We start from the raw sequence: 12,099 nt of genomic DNA, 5'->3' as shown, positions 1-12,099 counted from the left end.
CTGGGCTGAAAACTACGGCCGCCCTTTCAGGGCTTGCGGACGCCAACGGCTGCGGACGCCAAGCGCTGCGGACGCCAACGGCTTCGGGGATTGTAGCAACCGATGGCTCGCCGGAATGGCTGAGCCCGCCAGGGTCGCACCCTGTTTCCTTAACTAAGCGCCATTCGATTCCGATCCCGATTTGCCTGTTTTCGAAGCCGGGCGCGCTGAAATCGCAGAGTGTAGATGTGTCTTGAAACCCGGATCTCTCAGTGATCTTTGCGGTCTCATGCTAGGATGGCGTTGCCACGCGGCTCCGGGACTGAAGCCGGGTGAAAGGAAGATTGCCATGCGATCCTTTGATAAAAAGGGCAGTTGGGGCATTGCAAGGCAGTTTGCGTTGGTATTGGCCGTCTTCAGCGCAGGGATCGTGCCTCTGCGCAGCCAGGACGCCGGGCAGCCCATGAAACCGGTGCTATACCTGATCGCAACCGCGCACCTGGACTCGCAGTGGAACTGGACCGTCCAGGACACGATTCGCCAGTTTGTTCCCGACACATTCTTCACCAATTTCAAGTATTTCGAGCAGTACCCTCATTACGCCTTCACATTCGAGGGTCCGATCCACTACATGTGGTTCAAGGAATACTACCCGGAGCAGTGGCCCACGGTGCAGAAGTATGTGGCTGACGGCCGATGGCGTCTCGCCGGATCGTGGCTCAATGCCGCCGACGTGAACGTGCCGTCGCCGGAATCCCTGATGCGGCAGGCGCTCTATGGGCAGCGCTTCTTCCGGCAGGAATTTAACAGGACGAGCCGGGACGTTTTCCTGCCCGACTGCTTTGGCTTCGGCTTTGCTCTTCCGTCGATTGCAGCCCACTCCGGATTGACGGCCTTTTCTACGCAAAAGCTGACGTGGGGATCGGTTCTGCCTGCGATTCCCTTCCCGATCGGCCGCTGGAAAGGTGTCGACGGCAGCACTGTAGTGGCGGCGCTCAAGCCCGGCGACTACGTCACTCGGATTCAGAGCGACATCTCAGTCGATCCCAAATGGTCAAATGATCTCACCACCATCGGCAACGGCCTGCAGGTCGGATTTCGATACTTCGGCACGGGTGATATCGGCGGTGCGCCTTCTGCCTCATCCTTGGAGTTGCTGGAGAAGGCGATCGCCAATCCCGAGGGAAAGGTGGCGATCCGCAACACTGCCCCCGACCAGCTCTCCCGTGATTTGACGGCGACGCAAACGGCCGCGCTTCCCGAATACGAGGGGGAACTGCTGCTCAAGACCCACGGCGTCGGCTGCTATACTTCCCAGGCGGCGATGAAAAGATTCAACCGCATGAACGAACTGCTGGCCGACTCCGCCGAGCGCGCTGCCGTGGCCGCCGAATGGCTCGCCGGTATTCCGTATCCGGGCGAGCGTCTCCGCAGCGCCTGGTACCGCGTGCTCTGGCATCAGTTTCATGACGATCTCACCGGCACGTCCATCCCCCAGGCCTACTTGTTTTCGTGGAACGACGAGCTGAGCGCGGCGAACCAGTTCGCGGGGGTGCTCACCAGTTCTACAAATGCAGTGGCCGGCCTGCTCGATACGCAGGTCATGGGCATACCGCTGGTTGTTTATAATCCGGTGGCCGCGGCGCGGCGTGACCCGGTGGAGGCCACGGTTCAGTTCCGAAGTGCGGCACCCGGAGCAATCCGGCTCATCGATCGCGCCGCCGGCAGAGACGTACCCGTGCAGGTGCTCGACCGCCAGGGCAACCAGGCGCATATCCTGTTTCTCGCGGACATGCCGTCGGTCGGCTACAAGGTGTTTGAGGCCAGAGCGGCCGAGGCGACCCAGGCTGCAGGCCCGCAACTGAGTGTAACGCCGGCGTCGCTCGAAAATGCCCGTTACGCGGTCAAGATTGATGCCAATGGCGATCTGGCTTCCATCTTCGACAAGGATGCGGGAAGAGAGCTGCTGAGCGCTCCGGCGCGTCTGGAAATGCGGGATGATCCATCTCCGGACAAACCGGCTTGGCGCATCCTCTATGAGACCATCGCCACTCCTCCGCGCGAGTATCCTACCGCCCCGGCGGTGCGCGTGGTCGAGCGTGGGCCCGTCCGTGTGTCCCTCGAGATTACCCGCAAGGCGGCCGGGTCGACCTTCGTACAGCGCGTCATGCTGACCGACGGCGGCGATCGTGTCGATATCGAAAACCTGATCGATTGGAAGTCGCCCAACACACTGCTCAAGGCGTCGTTTCCATTCGCGGCGTCGAACCCGAGGGCGACCTATGATCTCGGGCTGGGGACCATCGAACGCGGCAACAACACCGCCGACCGATATGAAGTGCCCGCCCAGAAGTGGGCAGACCTGACCGATGCAGGCGGTGCCTTCGGGGCGGCGGTGTTGAACGACAGTAAGTACGGCTGGGACAAGCCTGCAGATAACGTGCTGCGGCTGACTCTTCTTCACACGCCGCTGCCGAAAGCCTATCCCTATCAGGGCAGCAACGATCTGGGGCGCCACCGGTTCATCTACGCGATTGCCGGCCATCGCGGCGACTGGCGCGCCGGCCGGGTTCCGGCGCGCGCGGCCGCGCTCAACCAGCCGCTGGTCGCATTTCAGACCACGCCGCACACCGGCCTGGCCGGAGCCGGCTTCTCGATGCTGGCATTTGACGATATGAGCGGACAGGTCGCTGTGGCAGCACTCAAGAAGGCGGAGGACGAGGACGAAATTGTGGTGCGCGTGCAGGAGCAGTACGGCCGACCCGCCAGGACCCGCATCAGGCTGCCGGGTCAGATCACGGCAGCGCGTGAAATCAACGCCGCTGAGGAACCTGTGGGAGACTTTCCCGCGTCGGGAAACGCGCTGGAAGTCGAACTCAAGCCCTATCAGCCGCGCACCTTTGCGCTGCTCCTGAAACGGACATTGACCGCATCTCCCGCGCGCGCGACGGCACCGCTCAGCCTTCCCTTCAACCTCGATGGCGTTTCCAGCGACGCAAACCGCGCGGACGGCAACTTCGATGGCAAGAAACACACGCTAGCGGCCGAACTGCTTCCGCAGGAACTGCAGCTTGACGGAATCCCGTTCAGGTTGGGATCGAGCGCGCAGGGCGCACAGAACGTGGTGGTGCCGAAGGGACAGCGGATCACCCTGCCGCCTGCCGTCTACGACCGGCTCTACATTCTGGCAGCCGCCGTCGGCGGCAATGTGGCGGCATCGATCGGCATCGGCCGCCAAGGCGGCGCGATTGGCAAACTTGCGATTAACGTGAGCGATTGGGAAGGGGCAATCGGCCAGTGGGACAGCCGATTGATAGACGAGCGCATGCTGCGGGACGCGTACATCCCGGCACTGGACATCAAACGCCAGACATGGACGCCTGAGGCGATCCGGACCGGCATGCTCGTGCCCTGGGACCCTCAGACTTTTGCCGTCAGCGGCATAGACCAGATCCGGCCTGGATTCGTCAAACGCGATGAGATTGCCTGGCTCAGCACCCACAGGCACGCAGCCGACGGCAATCAGACCTACATCATGAGTTACTTGTTTGCCTATGAAATCGATTTGCCGGCTGGAACGCGCGAGATCCAACTGCCGAGCGACGATCGGCTCAGGATCCTGGCGATGACCGCCGCACGGGAACCGCACCATGTACGGCCGGCCGTGCCGTTGTATGCCCCGGAACTGCCCGAACCGCCGCGCGCACTGCGCTAGAGCAATCACGGAGGCAGACAGATGTGTGCCGATTTTTATCTGCGTTTATCAGCACTTTAACGTAGATATTTCACCTTTTGGGGGAAGAGCATATGAACGAGAATCGCAAAGATGAACGTCTCATCCAGGACCGCCGCGATTTTCTCAAAACCGGAGCCGTCGTCGGCGTAGGCGTCGGTGCCGCGCTGGCCGGACTGGGCTTGGCCGGAGCGGACGAGGCTGCAGTCAGGGGCGAGGCTCGAAGCCAGTTCAAGGTGAAGCCCATCGACCCGGTTCGTGTCGGGTTCGTCGGCGTGGGCGGCATGGGCTCCACCCACGTACAGAACTACCTCAACATCGACGGCGTTCAGATCAAGGCGATCTGCGATATTGTGCCGGCGAAAGTCCAACGGGCGCAGAAATGGGTCACGGATGCCGGGCAGCCCAAGCCGGCGGGATATTCCAATGGCCCCACGGATTTTGTGCGCATGTGCGAGACCGAGGAACTCGATCTGGTCATGACGGCAACCCCTTGGGAATGGCACGTCCCCGTTTGCGTCGCCGCCATGAAGAACGGCAAACACGCCGTGACCGAGGTGCCGGCGGCGATGAGCATCGCAGATTGCTGGCAGCTCGTCGAAACGGCCGAAAGGTACGGCAAGCACTGCCAGATGATGGAGAACTGCTGCTATGACCGGATCGAGCTCATGACGCTGAATCTCGTCCGAAAAGGCGTGATCGGCGAGGTCCTCCACACCGAGGCCGGCTATCTTCACGACCTGCGCGAGGTCAAGTTCTCCAACGACGGCGAGGGGTTGTGGCGGCGCGCCTGGTCGCAGAAGTTCAACGGCAACCTGTACCCGACGCACGGCCTTGGCCCCGTGGCCCAATGCATGAACATCAACCGCGGCGACGCCTTCGATTTTCTGGTCTCCATGAGCGGTCCCACCCGCGGCCTCCACGAATATGCCGTCGAGAAATTCGGCCCCGATTCGGCGCAGGCCAGGGAGCGCTATGTCCTGGGCGATATCAACACCAGCCTCATCCGGACAAAGCTCGGCAAGACAATTATTCTTCTCCACGACACAAACCTGCCACGGCCGTACAACCGGATCAACCTGGTCCAGGGGACAAAAGGGATCGCCCACAAGTGGCCCGACCGGATCTATATCGAGGGGAAAGCGGCGCAGGCGCACCAGTGGGACGACTTTCTCAAGTTCGCCGACCAGTTCGAGCACCCACTGTGGAAGGCGATTGCGGCAAGAGGCGAAGGCCGCGGTCATGGCGGCATGGACTATATCGAGGATTACCGGCTGGTCGGGTCGCTGCGCAGGGGCGAACCGCTCGACCAGGATGTCTATGACGCCGCAGCCTGGAGCGCCATCGTTGGAGCCAGTTGCCAGTCCGTGGCCAATCTCAGCAAGCCGGTCGCGATCCCCGATTTTACGCGCGGCAAATGGAAGACAAATCCGCCCCTGGGCATCGTCACCGCGTAGGATGGCACCACGGAATAGAGGAGGGACACGAAACCGATTTCGTGTTTTTCAGGGGGTCGGATCTAAAGAAGTCAGAATTTGAAGCGAATTTCTGACTTTTGCAGATCCGACCCCCACTACAAACTTATTTCAGCACCGCACCGGTTCCCTTGATGCGATACGGCGAGCTGGAACCCGCCTCTTTTTGCGCCTCGTCGGCCACCTTCTCAAGCTTTCCCTGGGCGGTGACCTTTTTCCCGGCGCCATCCTTGGGAAATACGATCACACCATCGTCGACCTTCACCATGATGGGTTCGCTGGAACTGGCATCTTTGACCATGATCCAGCACCCCTGCATCTGGCAGACCGAGGTGATTTCGCCTTCGATCAAGACATCTTTGCCGACGTATTTTTCCGGTTCGGACAAAAGCGTCTTGATCGGCGTGGCGGTCTTTATAGTGACGCCCTTGCCGAGCTTCTGCTCGGCTGCCAGCAAGGGCAGTGAGGTCAGGAATACGATTACCAGAATTGCATAACAGGCCTTTTTCATATCGGTTTTCCCTCAAAGAGCAAACACTCATCGCAAAATGCAAAATCATTATGGGCTCGTCAGAATTCTACGGTGCCGGACCGAATTGAGCAAGATCGACGAAGGATCTTTTACGGAGCCCCTTCGGCAGGCAGCGGTCCCTGAAAACAGGGGCAGACAGCACACTTTTTGCAGTAAACTCGGATAGCGGCTTCTCCGAGGTGTCTGGCGGACAGAACGGTATCCGGCAGACAATAGATTCCTAAACGCAGTGTCGAAGTGACGAGGAGAATGGAAATGAAAACACGTGCGGTCTTGATTCTGTTGATTGCGTTCGCGGTCGTCGCGCCGGCACAGACGCCCACGCCGCAAGCCGCTCCCCAGATCCAGGCTGCGGCTCCCAATTGTCCGGAACTCGCAAAAGCGCTCACGGCACTCGTGAACAATGACATGCGCCTGCGGGACTGGGCCAACCTGGCGCGCTATCGTGAACTCAATCGCGCGCTGCCGGCGCCTGCGGCTGAGGAGGCGCGGGTTGTGTTCATGGGAGACTCGATCACCGATTTTTGGCAGCGGCCGCAGTTCGGCTTCTTTCCCGGGAAGCCCTATGTCGACCGCGGCATCAGCGGCCAGACCACGCCGCAGATGCTCATCCGCTTCCGACCCGATGTAGTGGAACTCAAGCCAAAGGCAGTTCTGATCCTGGCCGGCACCAACGATATCGCGGGAAATTCCGGCCCCATGACGAACGAGGAGATCGAGGGGAATCTTGCCTCGATGAGCGAGATTGCCCAGGCGAACAACATGCGCGTAATCCTGGCGAGGCTGCTTCCCGTCAGCGCCTATCACAACCTGTCATCACCCCAGACGGTGCTGCGCCCAATGGTGCGCATCCGCGCACTCAACGAGTGGCTAAAAGCGTATGCGGCCGCCCACGGCCATATCTATCTAGACTACTTTTCGGCTATGGTCGACTCCGGCGGCTTGCTCAAGGAAGAACTGAGCGCCGACGATCTCCATCCCAACGAGAAAGGGTATGCGGTCATGGCGCCACTCGCGGAAGCTGCCATCGAGCGCGCGCTCAAATGACGCGCACGCCGCCACGGGCGCATTATTGAGGCTCAGATCTCATAGTGACGCTATTCCAAGGATAGATGTGTCGCCCCTTCAGGGCTCGACCCGTAGCCTGATAAAGGCTGGGCGTGCAAGAGTTTGTCTCCGCTCAAAAGGTCCACGTCTACGTCCAGGTTTAGGTCCAAGTCCACGTTTATTGGCAAAATCATTCCTATCTTAGCGCTTATGGGCTCACGCCCGGGGCTATGCTCTTTCCGCCCCTCGGGGCTGAGAACTTTATTTCTGTCACTATATTTCATGATTCTCGATAAATCACTTCGCGCCTCAACAGCTCAACGCAGCGGAGGCAGCGCATGGTTCGCCTGAATCCCAAACACGCTGCACTCTCCCCTGGGCACCCTCTGCGTTATCTCTTTGGCTTTTCACCAGTATCTTCAAAGCGGTGCCCCGGCTGACCGCACTTTTTGCTTGCTAGACCCTCAATTCCTGAGATAAAAGCTCGCACAGATGCCGATGGGGGTTCAGGCGCATCCTTTTCGTCTCAAATCAGCTTGTTCTTGCTGCCCGGAGAATGATCCTATGAAAATGCACACTTGCCTTGGACTGTTAGCGATCGGTTTGATGGCCGGCGCCGGCGCTTTTGCGCAGGATACCGGTTGGGGGGTGGTCGGCAAAGTCGGCACTGAGGGAATTGGCGCTGATGTCCACCGGGCACTCGTGCCTCGAATCCTCAACCTCCGAGTCGGAGCGAGTTTCTTCCGATATTCGGCCGACATTACGGACAAAGATATAGACTACAGCGGCAAGCTCAAGTTGGGAGCCGTGCCGGTGGTGCTCGATGTGTATCCTTTTAAAAACTGGTTTCGCCTCGGCGGAGGGATCTTTGTCAATTTAAACGAGGTCAACGGGACCGCCAGACCCCGTCAAGGTTTGATCACGATCAACGGCCACTCCTATTCCACCGATCAGATCGGCCAGATGTACGCAACGGTCAAATTCAACCGGGCTGCGCCTTATTTCGGACTAGGCTTCAGTAACCCGATCAGACAGGGGAAACGCTGGGGCTTTTACTTCGACCTGGGCGCGATGTACCACGGTCATCCCACCGCCGCGCTGACCACTACCAGGACGCCGGTCGCCCAGCTACAAATCGACTTGAACCAACAGACACAGCGCTTTAATAGTGACGCCCGACGTTTCTCCGTTTTCCCCATCATTCAGTTTGGAATTAGCTACCACTTCGGGAAGAGAGGACGCTGATGAAAGGAAGAATCAGATTCGTTCCGACCGTTGCAGTCCTGCTGGCGCTGCTCTTTGCCGGTTCGAGGTTGCTGGTCCCAACCGGGAGCGCGCAGAGCCAGCTTACGTCTCCCGAGAAATTCTTCGGATTCCAGCTCGGCAGCGACAAAAAGATGGCCCGCTGGGACAGGATGATCGAGTACTACAAACTCCTGGAGAAAGAGGGCGGCGGCAAGCTCAAGGTGACGGACATGGGACCGACCACTATGGGCAATCCATTTCTTCTGGTGATTATCTCGTCCCCCGCCAACATGGCAAAGCTCGATCGGCTGCGGGAGGTGAACGCGAGAATCAGCGACCCGCGGGGGCTCTCCGAGCAGGAGGTCAAAAACCTGGTCGGCGAGGGCAAGGCGGTGATCTGCCAGTCGATGAGCCTCCACGCCACGGAGATCGGCGGCACCCAGATGGCGCCCGAGCTCGCCTATGATCTCCTGACGCGCAAGGACGAGGAAACGCAGCGCATCCTTGACAATGTCGTCTTCCTCATGGTGCCTTCCTTCAATCCGGACGGCGAAATTATGGTCGCCGACTGGTATCAGAAGACCCTGGGCACCGAGTACGAAGGATCGAACCTGCCGTACCTGTATCACAAGTACGCCGGCCACGATAACAACCGGGACGCGTTCCAGACCAATCTGGTCGAATCGCAGTACATGGCGAAGATCATGTTCCGTGATTGGAGTGTGCCGCAAGCCTACGTCGACCACCACCACATGGGCAGCAACGGCGCCCGCATCTATGTGCCGCCCTACGCCGAGCCCATTCGTCCTTATGCGGATCCGCTTCTCTGGCGCGAGTTGAGTTGGTACGGGGCGCACATCGCCTACAAGGAGGAGGAGGCAGGCTTGTCGGGCGTCCTCAACGAGGCCCAGTACTCCGGCTGGGGTCACTTCGGGTTCCATTGGATGACGCCGTTCCACAACATCGCCGGGATGCTGACCGAGTCGGCCAGCGCAAGACTGGCGAGCCCCATTTACATTCATCCCGACCAACTCCGCGGCGGGGCCCGAAATCTGCCGACCTATGAGGCTGAGACCATCTTCCCCAACCCGTGGCCGGGCGGCTGGTGGCGGCTCCGCGACATCGTCGAGAGGCAGAAGGTCGCAGCCTGGTCCACCCTGGACCTGGCGGCGCGGAACAAAGAGACCGTCCTCTGGAACGCCTATCTGAAGGCCAAGAGGCAAACCGAACGCGGTGCTCAGGGGAAGCCTGCCGCCTACGTGATCCCGGCGACCCAGCATGATCGGCCGACCGCCATAAAGATGATAAACAAGCTGCTGATCCAGGGGGTCGAGATCAAGCAGGCGACCAAGGGTTTCAACACTATAGAGGGGAGTTACTATCCGGAAGGCTGCTACGTCGTTTCCCTGGCGCAGCCCAAGATGGGTCTGATCCGGTATCTGCTCGGCCGCACGTTCTATCCCGACAACGAGTGGACCCGAAACAGAGACGGCTTACCGATGCGGCCTTACGATATGGCGACGGACACGATGTTCGAGTTCATGGGCGTGCGCGTCGATCCCGTTGACGAGATCGTCCCGGCCGATCTCCAAAAGCTCCAGAAGCTCACGGGTCCCGTATCCAATGACGTGAGGATGCTTCCCCGCGTCGGAAACGCGTCGTACATGTTCTTTGGAAGTCAGAACGACAGCTTCAAGGCGCTGAACCTGCTGTTCGAGAAAGGGATTGCCGTGCGCCGCATCGACAAGGCCGACCTGGCTCAAGGATTGAGGCCCGGAGACTTCGTCGTCGCCGGCAGTACGGACACCATGCTCCCCGATATCGCCAGACAGACAGGCGTTAACTTCGTGTCGTTGCAGCGAGAGGTCACCCAGGGGGCGCACGAAGTCAAACGGCTCCGGATCGGCATGTATCAGCGCTATGGCGGCGGCAATATCGACGAGGGCTGGACTCGCCTCGTGCTCGAGCAGTTCTCTTTCCCGTACACGTCATTGATGGATGCCGAGATCAGGAAAGGCAGCCTCAGCGACAAGCACGATGTCATCATCCTCCCCGATGATTCGACGGCTGCGATCACCGGTGAGAGAGGCGCGGCACCGCCGGCAGCGCCCGTGTTGGCCGCGGGCCGGGGCGCAGCTCCCGGAGCGGCGCCCGCCGCGGCAGCAGGCCGTGGCGAGGGCGGCGGCGGGGGAGGTGGATCCGTGCCCCCCGAGTACCGCAGCGGCATTGGCACCGAAGGGGTGAATGCGCTGAGAGCGTTTGTGCAGAGAGGCGGAACCCTGGTTACGCTTGGCAGCGCTAGCAACTTCGCGATCGAGAGACTCGGGCTCCCCATTCGCAATATTCTGGCAAACAAAACCTCCATGGAATTCTGGTGCCCTGGCTCCACGCTCAACGTGACGTTTGACAACACCAATCCCCTGGCCTACGGAATGCCGGCTGAGGGCCTGGCTCTCTACATGAGCGGAAGCCCCGCATTCGAGCTCGGCTCCACCGACCGCGGCGACCAGTACGAGGTCATCGTCCGCTACGCGGAGCATAACCTGCTTCAAAGCGGCTGGCTCATCGGCGAAGAAAATCTCGCCAGGAAGGCGGCGATGGTCGCAACCAGGCTGGGCGACGGCCGCGTCATCCTCATCGGATTTCGGACCCAGCATCGGGCCCAAACGCACGGCACCTTCAAATTGCTCTTTAATGCATTGGTGCGCTGACACTCTTATCAGGGGGCAACTTAGAAACTCATCCGAATTACCGGCAAACAACTCTTCTCGCGCCTGGCAAGAATCCTGTCACACTGCCGGGCGCGCATCTGCGGTGGAAGGTCTCTGCGGTCTCCGCGCGTTCTGCGTAGAGGTTTCTTTCGCGGCCAGTTCGCGCTCTGCAATCCGTGGCCGGTTTTTTCCCAGAGCATGCGATGAATTACGATTTTGACCAAGTTATAGAAAGAAGCGGCACGGACAGCATCAAGTGGGGGGTGTACCCCGATGACGTGATCCCCTTATGGGTTGCGGATATGGATTTCAGGTCGGCGGAGCCTATCATCCGTGCCTTGCACCAGCGGGTTGATCACGGCGTCTTCGGGTATACCAGACCCCCCCAGGCGCTCAGGCTTGCCGTGCAGGACAGAATGAGAAAACTCTATCAATGGGAGGTAAGGGAGGAAGAGATCCTCTTGCTTCCCGGGGTGGTAACGGGCCTAAACCTTGCCATTCAGGCTTACGCCGGAGCCGGAGAGACGATTCTGGCCCAGCCGCCCGTTTATTTTCATTTCCTCAGGGATCCGGTGCATCACGGAAGGACGCTCGCAGACCCGCCCCTGGTAAGGAAAGGCGACTCTTACGAGATTGACTTCGAGCAGTTTGAAAAGTCGATCACCGAACAAACCCGGGTATTTATTCTCTGCAATCCCCATAATCCGGTGGGCCGCGTGTTCACCCAAGCGGAACTGGAGAACATCGCGGAGATTTGTCTTCGTCGTCGGCTGATCATCTGCTCCGACGAGATCCACTGCGACCTGGTTTATTCAGAGTGCCGCCACATCCCGATTGCAGCACTCGGTCCTGAGGTGGCCGACAGAACCGTGACGCTGATGGCGCCGAGCAAGACATTCAATGTCGCCGGCCTGGAGTGCGGATACGCCATCATCAAGAACAGCGAGTTGCGCAAAACCTGGCAAAAAACCTCGTACGGGATCGTCCCCGGAGTCAACATCATGGGGCACGTGGCCGCTCTTGCTGCCCTGAGAGAGGGCCAGGAGTGGCTGGATCAGGTCATGGCTTATCTGCAAGGCAACCGGGATTTCCTCGCTGAGTATATCCGTGCGCGCATGCCCACGATCCGGATGTGCAGGATGGAAGCCACTTACCTGGCCTGGCTCGACTGCAGAGAGGCCGGCATCCCAGGGAACCCGGCCGATTTCTTCTTGAGAGAAGCGCGCGTGGGGCTGAACAACGGGCCCGACTTCGGCAAAGGCGGCGAAGGTTACGTGCGGCTGAATTTTGCCTGCCCGCGAAAAATCCTCGCCGACGCCCTCAACCGCATGGCCGCGGCGATCAGCCGGTTATAGATATTTCCGAAACGAAGGGATA

Annotated in this window: 7 protein-coding genes; 6 read left to right on the top strand and 1 reads right to left on the bottom strand. The window is 59.9% G+C overall.

What is annotated here, in order from left to right; genetic code table 11:
• Nucleotides 1-328 precede the first annotated feature (328 nt).
• Both LAP85_19675 and LAP85_19670 read left to right on the top strand, forming a co-directional pair.
• Nucleotides 329-3,694: an alpha-mannosidase gene (locus tag LAP85_19675; protein MBZ5498622.1), complete on the top strand. Its 3,366-nt coding sequence runs from the start codon at nt 329-331 to the stop codon at nt 3,692-3,694.
• Between the two features lie 92 nt (nt 3,695-3,786).
• Complete coding sequence (locus LAP85_19670; GenBank protein MBZ5498621.1) at nt 3,787-5,169, top strand: Gfo/Idh/MocA family oxidoreductase; 1,383 nt, start codon at nt 3,787-3,789, stop codon at nt 5,167-5,169.
• Between the two features lie 124 nt (nt 5,170-5,293).
• Here LAP85_19670 and LAP85_19665 read toward each other — a convergent pair whose 3' ends face one another.
• On the bottom strand, nt 5,294-5,698 hold the full coding sequence (locus LAP85_19665; protein MBZ5498620.1) for a DUF4920 domain-containing protein: 405 nt from the start codon (nt 5,696-5,698) through the stop codon (nt 5,294-5,296).
• Between the two features lie 270 nt (nt 5,699-5,968).
• Between LAP85_19665 and LAP85_19660 the strand changes: the two genes are divergently transcribed.
• The 4 genes from LAP85_19660 to LAP85_19645 all read left to right on the top strand — a co-directional run bounded on the left by LAP85_19660 (nt 5,969) and on the right by LAP85_19645 (nt 12,077).
• Nucleotides 5,969-6,766, top strand: a complete 798-nt coding sequence (locus LAP85_19660; GenBank protein ID MBZ5498619.1) for an SGNH/GDSL hydrolase family protein — start codon at nt 5,969-5,971, stop codon at nt 6,764-6,766.
• A 564-nt stretch (nt 6,767-7,330) separates the two neighbouring features.
• Complete coding sequence (locus LAP85_19655) at nt 7,331-8,011, top strand: hypothetical protein (GenBank protein ID MBZ5498618.1); 681 nt, start codon at nt 7,331-7,333, stop codon at nt 8,009-8,011.
• On the top strand, nt 8,011-10,722 hold the full coding sequence (locus LAP85_19650) for a peptidase M14 family protein (GenBank protein MBZ5498617.1): 2,712 nt from the start codon (nt 8,011-8,013) through the stop codon (nt 10,720-10,722). Before LAP85_19655 ends, LAP85_19650 begins: the two co-directional genes overlap by 1 nt.
• 203 nt (nt 10,723-10,925) lie before the next feature.
• Nucleotides 10,926-12,077 (top strand): PatB family C-S lyase, encoded by a 1,152-nt coding sequence (locus tag LAP85_19645; protein MBZ5498616.1) that lies wholly within the window; start codon nt 10,926-10,928, stop codon nt 12,075-12,077.
• The last annotated feature ends 22 nt before the right edge of the window (nt 12,078-12,099 follow it).

This window comes from Terriglobia bacterium (assembly GCA_020072565.1).
In the GTDB taxonomy this organism is placed as follows: domain Bacteria; phylum Acidobacteriota; class UBA6911; order UBA6911; family UBA6911; genus JAFNAG01.
This window is presented reverse-complemented; position numbering and strand designations above follow the sequence as displayed.